This is a genomic window from Bacillus sp. PK3_68 (assembly GCF_003600835.1).
Classification (GTDB): domain Bacteria; phylum Bacillota; class Bacilli; order Bacillales; family Domibacillaceae; genus Pseudobacillus.
The window spans coordinates 4,433,440-4,456,145 of the sequence record NZ_NQYC01000001.1 but is presented as its reverse complement, the minus strand read 5'-3'; the positions used below and the strand labels follow the sequence as shown (position 1 = coordinate 4,456,145).

The window sequence follows — 22,706 nt, the reverse complement described above, 5'->3', positions numbered from 1 at the left end:
TCAATAATTATTGATTCTTTTTTACCCCCATGTTAAATCATTCTTAGTAACTTAGTAAAGCTTCTTACAGAGGTCGGCTTCTTCTAAGCCTTGCAAGGTTTCAATATAATCAAAACCTTTATTTTTATGAGTTTCTTCCTATTATATATGTTTAATTTCGGGTCCTCCTTCATACTCCCTGACAAGTTTATAAAAAGTTGTCTTTTTTAGACCCGCCTCTTGCATCGCTTTAACAGCTGTCACCTCTCCTGCTTTCCATCGATGATACACTTCTTTAAACTCGTCCGTTATCTTAGCTTTTGGTCGGCCAAAGGCTACACCATTTTTTAAAGCTAAATCAATTCCTTCACGTTGCCGCTTCCGGATTCGTTCCCTCTCTTCTTCCGCCATCCAAGAAAGAATCTGTAAAACAAGGTCAGCGATGAACGTTCCAAGGCTATCCTTATATTGAGTGGTATCAAGCAAAGGCATGTCTAAAACGACGATATCCGCTTCAATATTTTTCATAAGGTCATTCCACTCATGAAGAATTTCTTCTTTATTTCTTCCAAAACGATCGAGTGAATGAATGTAAAGGATATCCCCTTTACGGATGATACGTTTCAACACTTGATACTGAACGCGGTCAAAATTTTTCCCACTTTGTTTATCCATAAAAATGTCCCTTTGATCAATTCCCATTTTTTCATGGCTTCAAGCTGTCGGCCTTCATTTTGGTCTTTGCTGCTGACTCTTATGTATCCAAATTTTCGAACATCCATTTTTTTACTCCTTTTGCTATCAATTCTCTCTCCTATTCTACCAAAATCGTTCGTAAAAGTTCTATAAAAATCACAGACGTTCATAAATGATTTTTCGACTTAAACGAACGTAAAAAATAGCCTTTTTTGAGCAAAAAATAACCGTTCGCAAAAGTACACTTTTATGAACGAGAGTAACTTTTTCCTAAACTGAAGGAACTGAAAACGAGCCCTGGTCTAATGACCAGAGCTCATTATTCTCACTGTACATTCATAGCATTATAAACTGCTACAGTGAAAGCTTCACGTGTCGCATTATGAGTTCCGTAGAATTTGGCGCCTTCGAAAAAGCCTGTTTGGTCAATCGATGCCATAGTGATAATCCCGTTATATGCCCAATGACCGGGTCTAATGTCAGAATACTTGACATTTGCAGCGGCTGTTTGCGATACTTTCAACTCAAATGCATGCCCAAGAATCGCAGCCATTTCATTACGTGTCATCTCCTCATTCGGACGGAATGTCTTATCTCCAAAACCATTTATAATTCCTGCTTCACGAATAGCGGCGATATCATAAGCAAAGCGGTAAGATTTGGATACATCTGTAAAGTGGCTCATCACTTTAGGCTTTAATTTAAGTACGCGATTTATGATCGCGGCTGCTTGTCCACGTGTTACCTTTTCATCAGGCCGGAACGTATGATCTCCAAAGCCCGTGATGATTTCTTTGTCTGACATCTCTTTAATAGCTGTGTAAGTGGCGACTGATTTCGATACATCTGTAAACCACTCAGGTGCCTTCTCTTCCTTAAGAACACGTTTTGCTCCTGCGTATCTCGGTCCCCAATAAGAGTTGTCCATGGAAACAAGTCTGACACCTTTGCTTGTCGTCGCATTGAGCACCATGTTATTGCCCGCATACACACCAACGTGAGAGATCCCTTTTTTATATGTATTTTTATAAAAAATCAGATCGCCTGGCTGAAGATCACTTTTGGCTACAGATGTGCCAATCTTGTATTGTTGATCAGTTGTACGCGGAAGTGACACACTCGCTTCATTTTTATAAATATATTGAGTAAAGCCAGAACAATCAAAACCGCTTGGCGAAGTGCCTCCCCATACATAAGGAACTCCCATGAATTTTTTACCATACTCTACAATAGACTCTCCTATAGACGCAGCTTCTGCATTTAAAGATTTGACCGATATAACTGTTAAGAACACAGTCGCTGCCATAAACATGATCCATACCCTCTTTAGTTTTTCCACTTTTTTCCTCCAAATCTATAATTATCTATTTCTCTGATGACTTCATTTTATCAAAATAATGACCAATATTATTTTAATTTACAGTTACAAATCCTCCTGTTAATAAGGTGTTTTTGTGGATTTTTGATGGAATCTGCATGTAATTGTAATAAACTAGTAACTTGTATTCCTATGAAATCGACATATACTTTTTACAAAAAAATCTGCTGAATGTAAAAGTCTCATTCAGCAGATTTTTGTTTGCCTTTCTTATTTCTTTGTTTACTTTTTAGATAGACATGAGGCTCGCTTTATCGCTTTTCCAGCGATAGCCGACTCCTCTTACTGTTCTTAGGTATTCATCAACAGGAAATCCAACCTCCCGAAGCTTTCCTCTTATATTTCGAATATGAGAATCGATCGTCCGCACATCTACATGGTGATATCCATTCCAAAAGTGTGAAAGCAGGTGTTCCCTTGTTATAACTTGATTAGGGTGACTCAAAAAATACTCCACCAGGGCATACTCTTTTCGTGTAAGGGTCAAAAGAGTATGATCATATTGCACTTCGAACAGCTCACGGTTTACAACGAGTCCTTTGAATTCAAGCTCTTCGTTACCGCTTCGAGGGCTTCTTCGTAAATGAGCTTTTATTTTTGCCAAAAGAATGTCTTCCCCCATTGACTTGATTATAAAATCATCTGCTCCCGCACTCAAGTTCTGTAAGATGAATGCTTCGTTGTACTCCTCTGTGAGCAGAACAACCGGAACAGCTGAACAATCTTTTATCCGTTTGCATAATTCGATCCATGAAGGTGCAGACGATACAGCAAGTAACACAATTAAATCCATACAACGGTTACGTACTGTATGCAGCAGCTTTTCACCAGCAAAATGCTCCCGGACATACGATATCTTATAGTCGGTAAGCAGTATACAAAAGTCTTCTGCTTTTGCTTGTTCTTCCCCTATCACTAATATCGTGTACAAGCAAATCCCCTCCTTTCTGCGCACATGTAGTACAAACTTTAAGTCGTTTAAAAATGTGTTATTGAATACTTTTTGTTAAATCGGCCATCATGTTCTCATCCATTGGTCCGATAATTTTTTGGGTGATGACTCCATTTGAATCAATGACATAGCTGGTAGGAATCGTAAAGGCTTGATATTGTGTACCGATTGTTCCTTTTTCATCAAGGGGAATGTCAAAAGTCAGACCATATTCCTTTACGAAGCCTTCAATTTCTGATCTCCCTTTATCCACGCTAGTCAAATTGACGGCCACTATTTCAACATCTTTATCTTTGTTTTCCTCATAAAAATTCTGCATATGAGGCATTTCAGCCTTACAAGGCGGGCACCATGTTGCCCAAAAATTTAAGATAACCTTTTTCCCTTGGTAGTCGGATAGTTTTACTTTTTTGCCTGCTAGAGTGGTTAATTCAAAGTCAGGAGCAGGTTTTCCCTCCTGTACCTCAGAAAGATCTGCACCTGGAATGTTTTCAGTGGCTGTTACACTTTCTTCAGTATCCCGATTCGTACTTTCCGTATTTTCTTCCGTTGGGGATGGTTCCCAAACATTAACGAATACAATGGAGAGAGCCAGTAGAATAATAGCGATAGATAAAATGTTTTTATTCAAGTATCCTTTCCTCCTTGTTAGCTTTTTCGTTGAGGATAAACACAATTAGTCCTATCCAAATAAATGTCAATGCTTGTAAAGAAAGAATGGTATCGAAGAGGCTTAGCATTAACAATTCCAACAACATCCATACGATTAACATTTGACCGTATAAACGCTGGTGTTTCTTTGTTACCGATTGGAGCAAAAGACCTACCAACAAAATAAAGTGGCTAGCAGCTTCTATATAATCTTTCTCTAAGAGGCGAACGACCGTTTCATACAAGATAAAATAAAGTAAGTAAAGTCGAGCTGATATTTTGTAAATAGCAGGGTCTTTCTTTGCAGCAAACATGAGCAGATAAAAGGAAAGAACGACCAGCGCCAATATATGTCCCTTTCTTCCACCATTGAAATAAACGATCGAGAAAGGGTTGTCTAAAAACAGTTTTAAGTTAAAGACGATATAGCTAAGTTTCCAAATAATAAAATAAAAAAAAAGCTATTTCCATACCAATCGCCCACTTTTTCGTCTCCCAAAATCCTGTTCACCGCTGCAGAAATAAAAAAGGCTGCCGCCGCGGCAATCCATATTACCGAGATAGATAAGCTGTCGAACTGAAAATAATTCAAGAATGGTCACCGATGAGGGATATCATCTTAACCATAAACTTTATATCAATCGATTGAATAACAGATTGAATCATACTGCAGTTTTTGACTACTAAAAGAGCCATTTTTTCCGCCTGCTGCGGTGTAAAAGGCTCTTTCGAGTGAATATAGGCTGTCAAAGAAAGCCCTTCAATTTGATTGGCATGATTGGGGTTTCTAACCGAAGAAACTTTCATTTCAAGTTTTTGATAAGAATGCCTCCTTTTTTGCAAGATCGTTCGAAGCAGACTTCCACTACAACCAGCTAAAGAAGAGACAAAAAGCTCGTACGGACGATACCCGTTTTTTTCGCTAGATGAAATAGCTATTTCATTAAATGCTAAATCGCCTTTAATATGGTCATTTTCAATTATAAACTCCATTTCAGCACCCCTTTCGGTAAAAATATAAACCTCGTTTGTTAAGGAATGATTAAGAATCTTAATATTGGCACATTACGCATCTACTCTACCGGCCTTCTCTAACGGAAGCACAATCCAAAAAGTATGGTGGGTACCGTCTGACTCGACTCCAATCTTTCCACGATGGGCAGTGACAATACTTTTAGCGATGGCCAGGCCGAGCCCCGCTCCATCGGCTCTTGTACTTCTGGATTCTTCTAATCGATAAAAACGCTCAAAGATAAGTTCTTTTTTTTCGGGGGCAATAAATTGACCGGTATGAGTAAAAGTGATGACGTATGTTTTATTTTTGACTGCTCCGTTTACTGCCAGATTGCTTCCCGTATCATAATCAAGAATGTTTTGAAGAACATTAGATAGAACTTGTGCGAGGCCATCTTTATTTCCTAATAGGCTTGCTTGTTCAATATGAATGTCAGTGTTTGTAAACTGATCATTTAGTTTTAACTGAAAGGTCGTTATCGCTTCTGTAAGCACTTCACTTATGGAGACTGGCCGAAACTGCTTTTCTGAAAAATAGTTTCCATTATTCCAGGAATTTATTTCTGTTATCAGTTCAACGATTCTTGTAATTCGCCGGGATTCCTCAAGCAGGGAGCCAAATAATTCAGGATCTCCGCTAATGACTTCGTTTTCAAGTGCTTCCAGATAACCATTTATATTCGTTAAAGGCGTCCGAAGCTCATGGGCAATATCACGAAGCATTTCCTCCCGTTGCTCATGGACAGTAAAGAGCGTTTCAGACATAGAATTAAAATTTTCAATGAGTTCCTTCAATTCTCCTGATGCCTTCGTTTCAACTTTAGGCGGGATGTTGCCTTCCTTGATTTTTTTAGTAGCTATGGCCAATTGTTTAACGGGTCCTATGATCTTCCTGACAGTGAAGTAGTGGAATAGACCCGAGATGATAAAAGCAAGGGCTCCTACTTTCCATAGAAAACCATTCAACATATCAACAAGCTCCTGACCCACTACTTGTTCGGAATTGACCAAAAAACAAGCGTAATCTTTAACAGACAAACCTGCCAGGAGAATAGCGAGCAAAACAACGGTGCCATTTAGAGCAACCAGCCTTGATAACAGATTAGACACGTGTTTATAAAGCCACAAATTTATACCCCATTCCTCTGACCGTTTGAATATAATCCTTTGGTGTCTTTTCTTTTATTTTCTCTCGCAAATGCTTAATATGCACATCAATAGTCCTTTCAGACACGGCTTTTTCATTGTTTTCATAGATAAAGTCAAGAATTTGCTCCCTTGATAAAACTTGATCTGGATGCTGCATGAACATATGCAGGAGCTTAAATTCAAAATGGGTTAACTCCAGCTGTTCTCCATCAATCCATGCTTCTCCCTTTGCCGGCTTGATCGTAAATCCCGTAAAGCTCAACTTGCTGCAGCGGCTTGCAGTTCTTCTTAGAACGGCTTCGATCCTCGCCATTAGTTCAGCAGGACTGAAAGGTTTAACAACATAGTCATCGGCTCCTAACTTAAAGCCTTGGATTCGGTCTTTTTCTGACACTTTCGCTGTAAGCATAATGATGGGCATCCTGCTTTTAAAATCCTCTCGAACCCATTTACATACCTCTTCACCATTGACTTTTGGCAGCATAAGATCAAGTATTAATATACAGGGGTCGAACTGCTTGATTTTTTCTTTTGCCTCCCAGCCATTTGATGCTTCTATGACTTCATATCCTTCTTTAATCAAATAAATTTTTACAAGGTTACGGATTTTCAGATCATCTTCTACCAGTAATACTGTTTTTCCGATAAGGTGTTTTTGTACCAAAAGAGAGCCCCCTTTTTATAATGAAAATAAACTATAGGCTGAGAGCCAGGAACTGATTTTTTGTAATTGCCCCGATAACACCAAAAATCCAAGGCCTACCATGATCATTCCATTCACAAATGCAAGCTTTGATAAGTACTTGTTTATTTTTCTCATTGTTTTTAACGAATAAGAAATCACAATAGAAATAATGAAGAATGGAATAGCCATGCCAAGAGAGTAAGCTCCCAACAAGAAAACCCCCTGACTCAAAGTATCAGATGAGCTTGCTAATAACAGTATGGAGGAAAGAGCAAGTCCGACACAAGGGGACCATCCACTGGCAAATGCCATTCCCAGTAATACAGAACTAAAAACATTTTTTGATGCATGTTCGGTCTGAATTCTTTTTTCCTTCATTAGAAATTTAAAATTTAATAAACCAGCCATCTGCAAACCAAAGATAATAATGAGTAAACCGGCTATCTGCATGATAAGAACACGATAGTCCATAAGGATTTTTCCAATAAAGCTTGCTGAAGCACCGAGCGCTATAAAGACAAGACTAAAGCCCATGATAAATCCAATTGAACGTGAATAAAGTTTTGCGCGGTTCACCTGCATTTTTGCATTTTCAATCTTTCCACCTGTTAAATGGGTAATATAAGCAGGCAAAAGAGGAAACACGCATGGAGAGAAAAAGGACAATCCCCCTCCTACAAATGCAAAAAGTATGCTAATATCCTTCATAAAATCCACTCCTTTTCCTTTTTATTATGGGCCCTTTTTGTTAATGTTTTATTAAAAAGATAAAATTCTTATCATTTCATTTATACAATTCCTTCTTACCAGGTATAAATGCAGTATATAGGGTGCGTTGTTTCCATGGCTTTTGAAGAAAAGTTTCATATCTATATATTTAAAGGGAGTATTTGCTAAATTAACTATTGAGCTGCTTACACGGAGCAGGAACTCTTGCCGAATGTTTCTCTTCCACAGATTGAATATCTAACTATTTAAACAGACTTCTTGCTTCCATACTCGTCACGCGTCTTTTTTAGGCCGTCTTCACTATTTCTCTCCTTTTTTCCTTCCGGGCTGGACTTATACTCCTATACTCCCATATCTCCCAATTTTCTTTCATGGAAATTTAAAAAGCAAAATTCCTAATTAGGTGAAATTTATTGGAACTTGTATCGTTATTAAAAATCCGTTTATGAACAAATAGAAAGCCTGGATTCAATTAGAATCAGGCTTTTTTACTTTTTATAATACTGTCAGCCTAGTATTTTAAGCTAAGAGGAGGGATTTCTTTTTTCGATTTTATAAGGCATTCATACAATTAATATTTTACGAATGTTTAAATAATCAAAGATAATCTTAATAGTGTTTCTCCCTTCTTTCTAATATGACCTATTGACTTAAAAGTCGGTATTAATTACGAAAATTTCCATAAAGTGTATTTTTATACCAAATGATTTATAAAGTTTGAAAATCGTTTTTTAAATTTGGCTGATTATAAAACAGGATTTTATATATTATCCTTTTTATCAATACACACAGGCATATGAAAAGGCAATGGATTTGTGATAAAAATACGATCAACCAGAAATCCATTGCTTTAGAATATTTTTTATATGAAAGTTAATGGGGGCAACACAATCCACTATTGGCTTTGAAACATCTTTGCAAAACAATGCAATCGACATAATTTTGTGTATCGTGGGACTACATAACCAAGTACTTGAACAGAACACATTGCCACTAGATAATGGCCTACAAAAACAGCAACACTAAATTAAAAATTTAAAAACGGTTAAATTTCTCCAATCGCTTATGCTCTTAAATCGTGAGCTATGACTTTAACATGTTTAGCATATGCAACAGCCTGCTCAGCGTTTTTAATTCTTAGGACCGTTAGGAGGCAAAATGTTAACCATTACACAGTAATCTACCTTTGTTTTGCTCAGATGTTGCTCCACCGTATTCTGAATATCGTGCGTCGCACTTAATACTATTATCGCTCTTAAAATTCTGTATTACTTACTTGTATTCGTTTAGGAACCGCTTTAAAAGCTCCATCTGCTTTTTCAGATGACCGTATTTGTCTATAATGATCAACCTCTATGATCATTCGGCTAAAATGACTACCAATTAAGGGGCCTCCAGGAAGAAAAAGTTTAGAAGCAAGACATACCCGCCCGTTTTTTTAGCCAAAGCTCTTAAGGGAATATTAATCACTATCTATGTGCTGCATTGGCTCCTACAAAAGCTATTGATAAAGCAAGTTGTAAATAGACTATTTTCAATTTCTCTTCACTGTTTAAGGTTAAAACATGTATTTCTCGATTAATCTATCAATGTCCTGTTCGTTCAATAAATTAAGACAAATATTAATACTAAGGGAAAACTCATCCTTTAATGGAGTAGGATGGAATTTTTATTGCCATACTCAGTAATATAGCAAAAGCCAATACTAATTTCTCGATGTTGGTTTGATTATAAACAAATCTAGTATTCTTTTAAATGACCTTATTGTTCCGCAATAGCTACGTTATATCTATTAAGTAATGATTGAAAATGAAGAAATCCTAACCTGTTTCATTTTTTTAGAGCAGTTTTAATTTTGGAAGCATAAGATCTAACTGTATTTGTCCTCAACTAATTTCGTATTTATCGAACCTTCTAGTAAAGTATGGGAGGATTAATCGTTTTATTTAGTATCAATTTTAATTATTTGTTAATCTAGTAATTTGTGTTTTTCTTTATAGTTTGACTGTTTTCTTTTCTAGTTCCTTACATGCTTGATAAATACAAACAAAAAGTTTATCTAAATCCTCTAATTCAACACTTGAAAAAGCGAGTCGGAGATTATTATGGCCAAAAGAAATGGTGCCAACTCCGTAATGATTAACTAAGTATTCCCGAAGCAACTCTGCGTCAACCTGTTTGATACGGAGACATATAAAATAACCTGAATTAAAAGGATAGGGTTCAAATGCATCAGTATAGTCTGAACTGCTTAATATCTCCTTAATTCTTTGCCACCGGGATTTCATTATCTGAAAGTTACTCTTTCGTTGGGCCTTAAAATCCGGATGTTGAAGAACATCTAAAATAAATGTTTGCGAAGGATGTGAACAACATGAAATGGTACTTCGAATAGAAGCTAATGTCTTTTCCTCTAATGCTTCTAAAACTTCTTTATTTTGAATACCGAATGTCAGAAACCCAACACGAAACCCCCATGCGTATTCCTCTTTCGTAGCTCCATCTACTTTTATGGGAAGGACACGCGGATGAATGCCAATTAACCGTGAAAAAATTGATTCTTTTATTGAATCCTCATAAAACTGTCCAAAATACGCATCATCTGCTACTACAATAATGTTAACACCCGAATTAGCTATTCTTATGATCGTCTCAATGATCCCTCTAACTTCTTCTTCATAAGGTGTATAACCCGTCGGATTATTCGGGAAATTCAGCATTAAAATTATTTTTGATTTTCCACATAGTAACATTGCTTCTTCCATGGCTTCTACATAGAATTTATCTGTGCTTGAAAAAAGGGGATATATTACTGTTTGGCTTCCATGCCGGAAATCAAAGGTTAAATTATAATTATCCCAATACATATCTGGCAAAATTATTGGATCTCCCTTCTCAACAAATAAATCAGCCACAATGCTTAATCCATGAGTTAGACCGTTAGTTACAATAGGGATACCAAAGTTCTTGTCGCTTAATGAGGGATTTTCATTAATTAACTTTTCCTTCCATATCTTGCGCAGCTCCATTTTTCCAGTTGGCGGAGCATAAGGATATAAATCTTTTGGATCAAATGCTGACAGTTTGCTCTGTAGAGCGTTTAAGTACATTGGGCTTTCTTTTTTAGTGGCAACCCCAATTGTTGCATTAAATTTATGGGCTTTCTGAAGCGCTTCTGTGCTTTGACTTACAATTCCTTTTGGAAAATACAAGGACCTTCCAAGTGAGGATAACATTTGATAAATGTATGCATCATTGTCTTCTATTTTATTATTTAATTCTAGAGCTAACGGGTTTAGCATTTCTTTACTCCTTGTATATTAGTGGTAAAAATTCTTTTTAGAAAAGTTTTCAGTTAATCTGGAGGCTATGACATTCACTCCATATTTCGATAGGTTCACAAGGTTAGCCTCTCTGCTTCTTATAAATTTTTTCGTTTCACCCTTGTTTCAACCAAATGGTAGGGAAGTCAGGGTAAACCATCCAATTATCAATAAAAGATTAATTTGTTGTTCATCTTTTACACGGGAATACTTATCTATTGTTTTTGAATTTCCTTTAACTCGATAACGAGAATAGCGGAGAGTGGAGGAGGCCATAGCATTTGCCTCCATCATTTATTATAAAATCTTGGCCAGTTTAAAGGACAATTAGCGTCATGTTACCTTTCACCTTCTTAGGGCACTGCTTACCAACATGTAGCTGTCAAACAGCAGGGCTGGTCTTCGACACGCCTTTTCTATTTAATACACACCTGTGCAGGTGTGTATTCCACCTGCTTTTCTTGAGCAATATATAGCCCCTCTTCATCTAATGGAGTAAATTCCCGAAATTTTTTCAATTGTTTTCCGTAAACATGGATAGTGATAGCAGGTTTATTCCCTATCCCTTCTAAGATGTGACAGTCTGCTGGGGGCAATAATTTTCCTGTCCCCCGCTCACCTACAATTGTAGTATCTACATGCTTTAACTGAACAATTTTGCCCCCTGATAATTCCTTTAATCGTATATAATTAGTCACTTTGATCTGACCCTCGATGACTCCTTCTGCTCCCCATGTATTATCGTGATCATGTAGAGTGGTCTTCTGACCGGGTTTCCAGACTAGCGCTATCACTTCGAAACGATCCTCTGGATCACAGTACAGCAGATGTCGTGCGTATCCCTTGTCACTGGGTATTTTCTTCTCGGAAGAAAGCCACGAACTTGACTGGATTAGTTTACCAACCAATCTTTCTGCTTCAATAACACATTCATTATCATTATGACACCGTTCAACCATAACGGTCATCTCACGAACAAAATCTGTGAAATCATATTCATTAGTTTGATTCATCATTCATTCCTCCTCAATGTTATTATGTTTTACTTTTCTATATGGGAAAGTTGCTTGACCGCTTGCTCTAATTGGCGTAGAGCTTTGTTTAACGTAGAACGGGGACATGCGATATTCATTCGCATAAAGCCTTCTCCCCCTTGACCAAAAATGTGCCCTTCATTTAAGGCCAATCTTGCTTTATGCAGCATAAATTGGTCTAATTCCTTCACATCAAATCCGAATTCTCGACAGTCGAGCCATAGCAAGTAAGTCCCCTCCGGTTCGATAAGTTTGATTTGAGGGATATGATTTTTCAAATAGCTCTGAAGAAAATCAACATTTCCCTTTAAATAATCAATCAGTTGTTCTAGCCATTCTTCTCCGAATCGATAGGAACTTTCCAAAGCAGTTATACCAAATGGGGTCGCCCATCCAATTGCCATACTGTTGATTTCACGATTATAGAGTTCTCTCAGATCACTATTTGGAATAACAACAACAGATGTTTGCACTCCCCAAATATTAAATGTCTTACTTGGCGAGAAGCACGTGATGGTCTGTTTAGCTAGCGCTTCTGAAATCGAGGCGATTGGGACATGTTTATACTTTTTGTACACAAGATCAAAATGAATTTCGTCGGAAACAATCAATATATTGTTTGCTAGACAGATTTCCCCAAGACGTGTGAGCTCTTCTCGTGTCCATACCCTTCCCACTGGATTATGCGGGCTACAAAGGATTAACATTTTAACTGACGAATCAATCTGAGCCTCTAAATCTGCAAAATCCATGGTGTATCGTCCTTCCTCAAAACAAAGAGGGTTGTTCACAACCGTTCTTCCTTGAGATTCAATCACTCGGAAGAAGTGATGGTAGACTGGTGATTGAACGATAATCTTATCACCTGGCTGGGTTAATGAACGTAAGATAAATGCCAAAGCCGGGATAACACCCGGGCTATGGGTAATCCATTCTTTCTCAATTGACCATTGATGTCTTCGTGACACCCATTCCATAATGGCTTCAAAATACGTGTCTGGGCGATAGGTATAACCGAGTATCCCATGCTCTACCCTTTCCTTTAAGGCTTCGATAACAGCAGGCGGTGCCATAAAATCCATATCAGCCACCCACATTGGCAGGACATTATTCACACCAAAGCGCGTCTCTAGATCATCCCACTTTTCGCAAGCCGTTTTCATCCGGTTAATTTCCTGATCAAAGTTGTATTTCATTTTATTCCTCCTTTTAAACTCCTTCGTCAAACTACATTGCAAAAATCGTGCCAATTTAAAAAGACCCCCTTAAGCAATTAGAATAAGAATGTCTTTTGTTGATACAACAATATTTGATCATGTGAATCCAATCGGAATTGCTCTTTGCTCTTGAGCAATTTTTTAGCAAATGTGAGAAATTTATCGCACATCCGAAAATGGAAGTATGAAATCTTCAATCCTTAAAAATCTGAGTTTATAGACGAAGCTAAAAGTTTATTAAAATATAGGGAGATATTAATAAATTACTTCATCCCTATTTCAGCTAAGATTTGAGATTTGTCCTTCCCTAATAACGAACTCGTCTAGTAAAGGAAGAAAATTGAATTTATCAGATCAGAACTCAGTTCTATATAAATCAAATTCCACTACAGGACAACTTAATGAAAAAATTAAAGAATAGAGATTCGATAATCGCTTGGGATAATAAAATGAGATAAAAATAAGGAGAAAATAAAATAACTACTAGAGGAAATTTTTGAAGTCGGGGTTAAATAGAAAAAGATAAATGAAAACAAAAAGCTATCTTGACAATTCCACACCTAAATGAAGTTACTTGCTAGCCTAAAATTAATCCTTCCTTTTTACTTAAAATAAAGGAAGGATTAATACATTCTAATAACGCAGCATGAATTAACCTACTCTCGATTCTCAAAATCACATTCTGTAAGAGGAACAACTTTTGTTTTATGAATAATTTTATAACCAAGCCAAAGAATTAAAAAAAGAATAATGCCGCTATAATTGGCTATTGTCATTCCCCAATCAATCTTCCCGTTTGTAAACAAATTTTGACCAAGGACTAAAACAATAAGAAATACAAACGTGATAATGGGACCTAATGGAAATAATTTAGCTTTAAACGGCAGTTCATTAAGATCTCTTCCTTGAGCAACATAGGCCTTTCGAAAGCGATAATGACTAAACGCTATTCCGAACCACTTAATAAATCCAGTCATTGCGGAAGTGGCCACTAGCCACATAAAAAAGGAACCGCTTCCAAATATAGAGGATAAAAATGAAATAAATCCAAAAATTACTGATACCCATAATGCAGCCATTGGAATACCACGGGAATTAATCTTCGCAAATATGCGGGGAGCTTTTCCTTCTTTTGCCAATGCCCAAAGCATCCGTGAAGATGCATACATTGCGGTATTTGCTGCCGATAAAATAGAGGTGAGAAGAACTGCATTCATAGCCGAAGCAGCAAACGCTAATCCTGCCCGTTCAAAAACAAGGGTAAATGGACTTACAGAAACATTATCAATACCCGTTTTGAGAAGTTTGGGATCAGTATAAGGAATAAGCAGGCCGATAATCAATATCGTAAATACATAGAAAATAAGAATTCGCCAGAAAATTGTACGAATGGCCTTAGGCACGCTCTTAGATGGGTTATTCGTTTCACCAGCTGCAGTTGCGATCACTTCAGTCCCCTGAAATGCAAAACCGGCAACAAGTAAAACACTAAAGATCGTTAAAAATCCACCGTGAAAAGGGGCATCCCCTTTTGTAAAATTACTAAAACCTCCAGCATGTCCTGTCATAATTCCAAAAATCATTGCCGTTCCGATAACTAAAAATAAAATAATCGAAACTACCTTAATACCCGCAAACCAATATTCACTTTCTCCATACCCCTTAACTGATAATAAATTAAGAGCTAGTAAAAATACCAAAAAGATAGTACTCCATAAGAGTGCAGATGAGTTTGGAAACCAATATTGCATAATAAGAACAGCAGCTGATAAATCGGCCGGAATTGTAATGGCATTTGTGTACCAATAATTCCATCCTAAAGCAAATCCGAATGCAGGATCAACATACCTTGTAGCATATGTTTCAAATGACCCCGGTACAGGTAAAAATGATGCTAGCTCCCCTAAGCTATTCATTACAAAATAAATCATTATTCCTACCAAAACATAAGCAACTAGTGCTCCACCAGGTCCTGCCGTACTAATAGCTGATCCACTTGATACAAACAATCCCGTTCCAATTGCACCACCTATAGCCATCATTGTTAAATGTCTAGACTGTAGACTTCGATGCAACTTTCCGTTTGGTTTCTCCTTGTTTGGAATAATATCTAATTTAGATGCCGGTTTCCCCATAAAAATTACCTCCAATTTTAAAGAATTTTTTGTTAATGATCAAAATGTTCGAAAAATTCTTCTGCCATTTAGCGATTTAAAAAAATGAAATTATTCAAGTTGAATTAAACTCCATTTCGCGAAACTATTAGTCTATTAATATCCATAATAATCCCAATTACTGTCTTGTTTAACAACCTTTTATTTTTATTAGTACATTGTTAACCTCCATCGGTAGGTAAGAAAGCACAATCCGGAACCAGGAACTAAGAAAACGAAAATCAGAACTCTGTCTTTACTGCACCTGGTATCACAAACATTATTGCCGGTCTCCATAGAATATAGCCTGTAAGTACATGAGGTGTAAAATTCAAGAAAGTGTTGTTTGAAACGGCAAGGGCAGTACTACCAATAACCATATGCAAATCTTATACTTCCACTACATAAAGCATAGAAGGTACAGCTAAGATTGAAAAGCTGCCAACGAGACCAAAAGTGACGCCGACAATTCCGACTGAGGTAACAGCAGGAATCCCCTGTTCAATCGGCATTTATGTTATTACCACCTTTGAGTTTTTACAATGTATGGAAGTACACTTCTTTACTAAGTTACAAACATCAGTACTATTCAAATTACTCCACCTCCCGCTTTCGCTTATCGTTTTTAATATTGCAAGAGTTGTGCCAACTTTAAAACCTTGTTAATTCAACATTTCTCTTTCCTTCCAAGTTCAAAATTTATCAACTTTGCAATCGTGATGATAAAGACTTATTAATAGGGCTTTTTTCATTCCTAAATTCGATAATTTTTTTCCTACTTATCAGACGAAATGTTGTAAAACAATCTAAAATGCACAATTTGTATTTAATTGTCTAACGTGTTCAGAACCAGTCCGCCTAGAAGCTTTCTTCATCCATAAGACTAAGTGTTCTACAAATAGACTGGTAAAGTTCTTTATGACCCTCTCCGCTACTCATAAATAGTTTTACAGCATTTAATTAGAGAGAATATGGCAACAGGAAAAACTACATAATGGGTCAAAATATAACATTTGTTGTAAAAGTTAGCGACAAGGTTGTTAGCTTTAGCGATTTAACACATAATGGGCACTTAGATAAGCTGTATGTTCACAAAAATTATCAAAGTTAAGGTATCGTCACATCTTTGGTTGATACATTTAAATCCAAGGCAAAGAAATTACATCTTTTAGCATTTGATAAAAAAGCAAGTATTACAGCTGAGTCATTTTTTAACATCGGGACTATAATATTGTTTATTCAAAAACTGCAAAGAGTAAGGAGGTAAAACTAATCCTAAAATAATAACTTTGATGATTCTGACTAGGACACTAGCGAAATAAAGGATAGCAAAATAATCAAACTTTACTTTAAAGCTTCACTGAAAAAGAACGAAACTCCACTTATTAATTTGCCCTAAAAAGGACGTACAGAGATTCTCTGCACGTCAGATAATATCGATCTTTATATTTAATGTATTTTTTACGTTGTGCTCATAACCTTACTCGCAGATGGTTGATTTACGGGTTTCTTTTTTTGTTTTTCCATTTCAACCAGCAAATCTCCTGTCAAAATAGCTTCACCGTTTTGAACATAAATATTTGCTACAGTACCGGAAAACGGCGCTTGGACCGTTGTTTCCATTTTCATCGCTTCGGTAATCATCAAATGATCTCCCTGGACGACTTTCTCTCCTTTTTCAACGAGCACTTTAATGACTGTTCCTGGCATTGTGGCGGCCAAGTGGCTTTCATTTTTCGGATCCGCTTTGATTTTAGACGCCACGGAAGATTTGATGCTTTCATCTTTAATCACCACTTCACGCGGCTGCCCGTTTAATTCAAAATAGACTACCCGGGTGCCGTCTGTTTGGGCCTGTCCGATCGATACCAACTTCACAATCAGTGTTTTTCCTGTCTCAATCTCAATTTCGATTTCTTCGCCCAGTCTCATGCCGTATAGGAATGTTGGTGTATCCAGAACAGAGACATCGCCAAATTGATCAATCGTTTTCATATAGTCGGTAAATACTTTTGGATATAAAGCATAGGCAATGATGTCCTGTTCGGTCACTTCGCCTTTCAGCTCCTGCTGGAGCTCTTCACGCAGCGCCTGGAAATCTACGTCTTTCAACAGCTCTCCCGGACGAACCGTCAGCGGCTCTTTCCCTTTTAAGATCACTTTCTGCAACTGTTTCGGGAAGCCGCCATATGGCTGGCCTAAATACCCTTCAAACAGCTCGATGACGGAATCCGGGAAGTCGATTTTATCGCCTCTTTCCAGCACCTCTTCTTCCGTCAGATCATTTTGTACCATAAAGAGCGCCATGTCGCCCACGACTTTAGAAGACGGCGTCACTTTCACAATATCGCCGAACATTAAATTGACGCGGCTGTACATGTCTTTGACTTCTTCCCATCGTTCGCCAAGCCCAACGGCTTTCGCCTGCTGCTGGAGATTGCTGTACTGCCCACCCGGCATTTCATGCTCGTAAATTTCAGTATGCGGTGCCTTCATGCCGCTTTCAAAGTCCTGATAATAGTGGCGAATTCCTTCCCAATAACGGGATAGCTGTTCCATTGCTTCTACGCGGACGGATGGTTCGCGCTCTGTGCCTTTTAAGGCATAACAAAGGGCATTCGCACTCGGCTGGGAAGTGAGGCCCCCCATGGAACTGACCGCCACATCGACGATATCCACCCCTGCTTCAATCGCTTTCGCATACATGTAAATACCATTGCCACTCGTGTCATGCGTATGCAGATGGATCGGCAGATCCACAGTGGCTTTTAATTCCGAGATTAAACGGTACGCCGATTGCGGCTTTAACAAGCCGGCCATGTCTTTAATGCCAAGAATGTGCGCCCCCTGCTGTTTCAGTTCTTTCGCCATATCTTTATAATATTGAATGTTGTATTTCGGACGGGCCGGATCGTCAATGTCTCCTGTATAACAAATAGAGGCCTCAGCAATTTTTCCTGTCTGGCGAACCGCATCAATCGCCGTTTCCATCCCTTTAATCCAGTTCAAGCTGTCAAAAATCCGGTACACATCGATGCCGGCAGCGGCTGATTGATCCACGAACTCCCGGATCACATTATCCGGATAGTTGGTGTACCCAACGGCATTGGAAGCCCGAAGCAGCATTTGGAACAAGACATTCGGCACTTTTTCTCTTAATGCAGTCAAACGCTTCCACGGATCTTCTTTTAAGAAACGGTACGAGACATCAAAGGTTGCGCCGCCCCACATTTCCAAAGAGAAAGCCTCTGGCAGCAGCTTTGCGGTTGGTTCGGCAATCCGAAGCAAATCATGAGTCCGCACACGGGTAGCGAGCAAGGACTGATGAGCGTCCCGGAATGTCGTATCGGTTAACAGCACTTCTGAGCGAGATTTCACCCAATCGACTAAACCATCGGCGCCTCTTTCGTCTAAAATTTGTTTGGTGCCGACGGCAGCTGGCTCTAGACTGCTCACTTTCGGAACCGGCGGCTGGTCAAAAAGAGGTTTTTTCTTTTTCTCAATTCCTGGAAACCCGTTGATCGTCACATTGCCGATATAATTGAGCATTTTCGTTCCGCGGTCTTTGCTTTTCGGAAAGACGAATAGTTCCGGCGTCGTATCAATAAACGATGTATCGTAGTTCCCTGTAATAAAGTTTTCATGCCGCATCACGTTCTCAAGAAACGGAATATTTGTCTTAATGCCGCGAATCCGGAACTCCTTCAAATTCCGCAGCATCTTCGAGGCCGCCTGCTCAAAAGTCAGCGCCTGTGTGGACACCTTCACAAGCAACGAGTCATAATAAGGCGTAATGATCGATCCTTGGAAACCGTTTCCTGCATCCAAGCGAACGCCAAAGCCGCCACCGGAGCGGTACGCCATAATTTTGCCTGTATCCGGCATAAAGTCATTCAGCGGATCTTCTGTCGTAACGCGTGATTGAATCGCATAGCCATGGATCGTAATGTCTTTCTGCTCCGGAATTCCCACTATTTCGCTGTGTAAAGAATGGTATTCTGCAATCAAGATTTGCGACTGAACAATATCAATACCGGTCACCATCTCCGTAATCGTATGTTCCACCTGAACACGCGGGTTTACTTCAATGAAATAAAACTTGCCTTCAGCAACAAGAAATTCAACTGTCCCTGCGTTTAAATAGTCAACATTTTTCATCAGTTTGACCGCTGCTTCGCAAATCTCATTTCGCAAATCCTCAGGTAACGAGACACACGGCGCCACTTCTACCACTTTCTGATGACGGCGCTGTACGGAACAATCCCGTTCATAAAGATGAATAATATTCCCTTGGTGATCCCCAAGGATCTGCACTTCAATATGTTTCGGGTTTTGGACAAACTTCTCTACATATACTTCGCTGTTGCCAAAAGCCGCTTTTGCTTCAGACTTTGCTCTCTCATAGGCTTCTTTTACCTCTTCAATACTATGAACAATCCGCATGCCGCGTCCGCCGCCACCGAGCGCTGCTTTAATCATAATCGGAAAACCGTGCTCCCTCCCGAAAGCTACTACTTCTTCGAGATCAGAGACAGGACCGTCTGTCCCTGGGATAACCGGTATACCCGCCCGCTGAGCTTGAATTCTCGCTTTGACTTTATCGCCAAACATATCTAAATGCTGGGATTTTGGGCCAATAAAAATAAGTCCTTCCTCCTCGCAGCGTTTAGAAAATTCAATATTTTCTGACAAGAAACCATACCCCGGGTGAATGGCATCTACTTCTGCCTGTTTGGCAATCTCAATAATGTTTTCAATATCAAGATAGGCCTCAATGGGTTTTTTGTCTTTCCCAACAAGGTAGGCCTCGTCCGCTTTGTAACGGTGATAAGAGCCTGAATCTTCCTTTGAGTAAATGGCCACTGTACGAATCTGAAGTTCTGTACAAGCACGAAAAACGCGAATAGCAATTTCTCCTCTATTTGCAACCAGCATTTTACTAATCTTTCTCATGTTTTTCTCCTTTGCTACATATAAGATAAATTATCATAAAAGGATCAACTCTACCGATAGTAGAGTAAATAAAGACTTTCCAATATTAATAGGGTTTTATATATATTGCTCAAGTTATTCAAAGTTTTTACGCTGACACCTTTGAAAAATCCGTTATTATTACATGCCATATAAGCTAATTAAATTGCTGACGAAACATCGCTTTTAATTTCGCTTTTATATACTGATGTATTTAATTGTTTTGTTACTTTACTCGTCACTACCCCTGCTGTCATGCTACCGCTTACATTTACCGCTGTGCGTGCCATATCAATAAGCGGCTCTATAGAGATAAGCAACCCAACTATGCCAACCGGTAAATTCATTGTAGATAAAACAATAAGCGCGGCAAAAGTAGCCCCTCCACCTACACCTGCAACACCAAATGAACTTATTGCGACAACAGCAATTAAATTCAAAATGAAAGAGACAGATAAGGGATCAATTCCTACAGATGGTGCAACCATTACAGCAAGCATCGCAGGATAAATACCTGCACATCCATTCTGTCCGATAGTTATACCAAAAGAGCCTGCAAAGTTAGCAATCCCTTCTGGAACTCCTAAGCCTTCCTGTTGTGTTTTGACATTCAATGGCAATGTTCCAGCACTGGAACGGGATGAAAAGGCAAATACCAAGACAGGCATAATTTTTCTTATATATGTGAGAGGATTTAATCCAGTCAGTGAAATAATAAGTAAGTGGATACCGAACATGACAAGCAAGGCTAGATAAGAAGCAACAACAAATTCGCCTAAATTCCATATCGCATTTAAATCACTGGTCGCAGTCACCTTTGTCATTAATGCCAGAACCCCGTATGGAGTAAGACGTAAAACCAGCGTGACAACCCTCATGATGACGACATGAATCGCATCAGTTAATTTGGAAAACATTTCACCTTGTTCAGGATTTTTCCTTTTTACCCCCAAATAGGCCATCCCCAAGAAGGCAGCGAAAATGACTACCGCAATCGTTGAAGTAGGTCGTGCTCCTGTTAAATCCAAGAATGGATTGCCTGGAAGAAGCTCTAATATTTTTTGTGGCATTGGTAAGTTTTCAAGATCCCCCATAGTCTGTTCTAACTCGGCAATTTTTGTATTTTCTGCTTCACCCTTTGGCATTTCGATTGATTGCAAGTCAAAGGACAAGGAGGCGATAATACCGACTGAAGCAGCTATGGCAGTTGTTCCAACTAACATTGCAATGATAAATCCACCGATTTTTCCAAAGTCATTTGTTATTTTCGCTTTTGTGAAGGCTGAAAGAATTGAAACAAATACTAGCGGCATTACGACCATCTGTAACAGCTTAATGTATCCATTTCCAGCTAAATTGAACCATGCTATTGATTGAGTCACCACTTCGGATTCTGGACCGTATATGAATTGCAATGCAAGCCCGAAAACAATCCCAACGCCTAAACCTAAAAATACTCGCTTAGAAAATGAAACAAACTTTTTTTGCATGTAGAACAAAACTGAAAAGAATACTAATATAATTAATATGTTTAATATGGTCTGAAATGTAGTCAATGAAATTCCTCCATCCCACTAATATTAATTTTTAATCACATTTTGATTAACTGCCTTCTCAATTCTATTTAAGCCTTCTTCCAATAAAGCGCGGGGGCATGCCATATTCACTCTGGTAAACCCTTCTCCCCCCAGACCAAATTTATATCCTTCATCAAATGCTACTTTGGCTTCCTTTTGAAAGAATTTCTCAAGAGCCCCCGCATTCATTTCCAATTCCCGACAGTCTAACCAGGCAAGATACGTTCCTTCTGGTTTGATTACTTTAATTTTACTTAATTTGGTTTCAATAAATTTTATTAAATAATCTAAATTTCCCTCGACATATTCTATTAGAGCATCCAGCCATTCATCTCCAAATCTATAAGCACTTTCTGCTGCCGTTAAACTAAGTGTGTTTGATGATCCCAAGTGAAGGGCATCCACTGCCTCTGTAAACGCTTCCCTTAATGGAGCATTAGAAATAACGACATTGGAAATTTGTAGACCCGCGATATTAAATGGCTTACTTGGGGCTGTACATGTGATGGAATTTTCCGAAAATTCATTTGATATACTTGCAAAAGGAATATGTGTATGACCTTTATAAACAAGATCACAGTGTGCTTCATCCGATAAGACAAGAACATTGTATCGCATACAAATTTCACCTAACTTAACGAGTTCTTCTCGCGTCCACACTCTTCCCACAGGATTATGCGGATTACAAAGAAGTAGCATTTTTACACCGGAATCTATTTTTCTCTCTAAATCTTCGTAATCCATTTCATATTTTCCATTTTTCATTATCAGCGAACTATTGACTGTTTCTCGTCTATTGTTCTTCACTATATGAGGGTAGGGATGATACACTGGCGTTTGTATCAATATCTTATCCTCCGGTTCTGTGAATTTTTGTATTGCTAAGCTAATTGCAGGCATAATCCCTGGCGTACAACGAATCCATCTTTTATTAATTGTCCAATTATGCCGCCTTTCCATCCAATTAATGAATGCTTCAAAATAGCTATTTGATCTCACTGTATATCCAAAAGCTCCGTGATCCACTCTCCTTTTTAAAGCATCAATGACAGGAGGTGGGCTTGTAAAATCCATATCTGCTACCCACATTGGAAGAATATTTTCGTCTCCAAACAGCCTTTTTGTTTTGTCCCATTTTAATGAATCTGTATCATATCGGTTAATCTTCTGGTCAAAATTATATTTCACTATTAAAACC

General features: G+C 38.4%; 16 protein-coding genes and 1 pseudogene. All 17 read right to left on the bottom strand.

The features are described 5' to 3' along the window. Positions 1-141: 141 nt before the first annotated feature. Positions 142-761, bottom strand: a pseudogene (locus CJ483_RS22150) (recombinase family protein). Between the two features lie 239 nt (positions 762-1,000). Then, positions 1,001-2,014: a C40 family peptidase gene (locus tag CJ483_RS22145; protein WP_259455756.1), complete on the bottom strand. Its 1,014-nt coding sequence runs from the start codon at positions 2,012-2,014 to the stop codon at positions 1,001-1,003. A gap of 268 nt (positions 2,015-2,282) precedes the next feature. After that, positions 2,283-2,984 (bottom strand): response regulator transcription factor, encoded by a 702-nt coding sequence (locus CJ483_RS22140; protein WP_182917136.1) that lies wholly within the window; start codon positions 2,982-2,984, stop codon positions 2,283-2,285. Between the two features lie 58 nt (positions 2,985-3,042). Further along, positions 3,043-3,636 carry a peroxiredoxin family protein gene (locus CJ483_RS22135; protein ID WP_120037669.1) on the bottom strand — a complete coding sequence of 198 codons (594 nt, stop codon included), beginning with the start codon at positions 3,634-3,636 and terminating at the stop codon, positions 3,043-3,045. Continuing rightward, positions 3,629-4,003: a hypothetical protein gene (locus tag CJ483_RS22130; protein ID WP_120037667.1), complete on the bottom strand. Its 375-nt coding sequence runs from the start codon at positions 4,001-4,003 to the stop codon at positions 3,629-3,631. Before CJ483_RS22130 ends, CJ483_RS22135 begins: the two co-directional genes overlap by 8 nt. Positions 4,004-4,244: 241 nt before the next feature. Beyond that, the gene (locus tag CJ483_RS22120) at positions 4,245-4,649 is read right to left on the bottom strand and encodes an OsmC family protein (RefSeq protein ID WP_120037664.1); all 405 of its coding nucleotides are present in this window, start codon (positions 4,647-4,649) and stop codon (positions 4,245-4,247) included. Between the two features lie 72 nt (positions 4,650-4,721). Further along, complete coding sequence (locus CJ483_RS22115) at positions 4,722-5,798, bottom strand: HAMP domain-containing sensor histidine kinase (protein WP_120037662.1); 1,077 nt, start codon at positions 5,796-5,798, stop codon at positions 4,722-4,724. Continuing rightward, a complete protein-coding gene (locus tag CJ483_RS22110; RefSeq protein WP_120037660.1) occupies positions 5,785-6,483 on the bottom strand; it encodes a response regulator transcription factor in 699 nt (232 codons plus the stop codon). Before CJ483_RS22110 ends, CJ483_RS22115 begins: the two co-directional genes overlap by 14 nt. Before the next feature lie 15 nt (positions 6,484-6,498). Then, entirely contained in the window at positions 6,499-7,212 is a 714-nt protein-coding gene (locus CJ483_RS22105; RefSeq protein WP_120037658.1) for a cytochrome c biogenesis CcdA family protein, read from the bottom strand. Positions 7,213-9,227: 2,015 nt separating this feature from the next. After that, complete coding sequence (locus tag CJ483_RS22100) at positions 9,228-10,535, bottom strand: aminotransferase class I/II-fold pyridoxal phosphate-dependent enzyme (protein ID WP_120037656.1); 1,308 nt, start codon at positions 10,533-10,535, stop codon at positions 9,228-9,230. A gap of 437 nt (positions 10,536-10,972) precedes the next feature. Next, positions 10,973-11,572, bottom strand: a complete 600-nt coding sequence (locus CJ483_RS22095; RefSeq protein ID WP_120037654.1) for a cysteine dioxygenase family protein — start codon at positions 11,570-11,572, stop codon at positions 10,973-10,975. Positions 11,573-11,598: 26 nt separating this feature from the next. Next, positions 11,599-12,786 (bottom strand): MalY/PatB family protein, encoded by a 1,188-nt coding sequence (locus CJ483_RS22090; RefSeq protein WP_120037652.1) that lies wholly within the window; start codon positions 12,784-12,786, stop codon positions 11,599-11,601. Positions 12,787-13,463: 677 nt separating this feature from the next. Next, complete coding sequence (locus tag CJ483_RS22085; RefSeq protein WP_120037650.1) at positions 13,464-14,942, bottom strand: amino acid permease; 1,479 nt, start codon at positions 14,940-14,942, stop codon at positions 13,464-13,466. A gap of 407 nt (positions 14,943-15,349) precedes the next feature. After that, entirely contained in the window at positions 15,350-15,472 is a 123-nt protein-coding gene (locus CJ483_RS25260; protein WP_259455755.1) for a hypothetical protein, read from the bottom strand. 949 nt (positions 15,473-16,421) lie between these two features. Further along, positions 16,422-19,913: a pyruvate carboxylase gene (pyc, locus tag CJ483_RS22080; protein WP_120037648.1), complete on the bottom strand. Its 3,492-nt coding sequence runs from the start codon at positions 19,911-19,913 to the stop codon at positions 16,422-16,424. Between the two features lie 179 nt (positions 19,914-20,092). Then, entirely contained in the window at positions 20,093-21,487 is a 1,395-nt protein-coding gene (locus CJ483_RS22075; RefSeq protein WP_259455754.1) for an L-cystine transporter, read from the bottom strand. Between the two features lie 24 nt (positions 21,488-21,511). Beyond that, positions 21,512-22,696: a MalY/PatB family protein gene (locus CJ483_RS22070; RefSeq protein ID WP_120037646.1), complete on the bottom strand. Its 1,185-nt coding sequence runs from the start codon at positions 22,694-22,696 to the stop codon at positions 21,512-21,514. Between the last annotated feature and the right edge of the window lie 10 nt (positions 22,697-22,706).

Coding starts and splice junctions, on each gene's coding strand:
- CJ483_RS22120 (WP_120037664.1), bottom strand. CDS start 4,649: ATGGAGTTTATAATTGAAAATGACCATATTAAAGGCGATTTAGCATTT.
- CJ483_RS22105 (WP_120037658.1), bottom strand. CDS start 7,212: ATGAAGGATATTAGCATACTTTTTGCATTTGTAGGAGGGGGATTGTCC.
- CJ483_RS22100 (WP_120037656.1), bottom strand. CDS start 10,535: ATGCTAAACCCGTTAGCTCTAGAATTAAATAATAAAATAGAAGACAAT.
- CJ483_RS22095 (WP_120037654.1), bottom strand. CDS start 11,572: ATGATGAATCAAACTAATGAATATGATTTCACAGATTTTGTTCGTGAG.
- CJ483_RS22090 (WP_120037652.1), bottom strand. CDS start 12,786: ATGAAATACAACTTTGATCAGGAAATTAACCGGATGAAAACGGCTTGC.
- CJ483_RS22085 (WP_120037650.1), bottom strand. CDS start 14,942: ATGGGGAAACCGGCATCTAAATTAGATATTATTCCAAACAAGGAGAAA.
- CJ483_RS25260 (WP_259455755.1), bottom strand. CDS start 15,472: ATGCCGATTGAACAGGGGATTCCTGCTGTTACCTCAGTCGGAATTGTC.
- pyc (WP_120037648.1), bottom strand. CDS start 19,913: ATGAGAAAGATTAGTAAAATGCTGGTTGCAAATAGAGGAGAAATTGCT.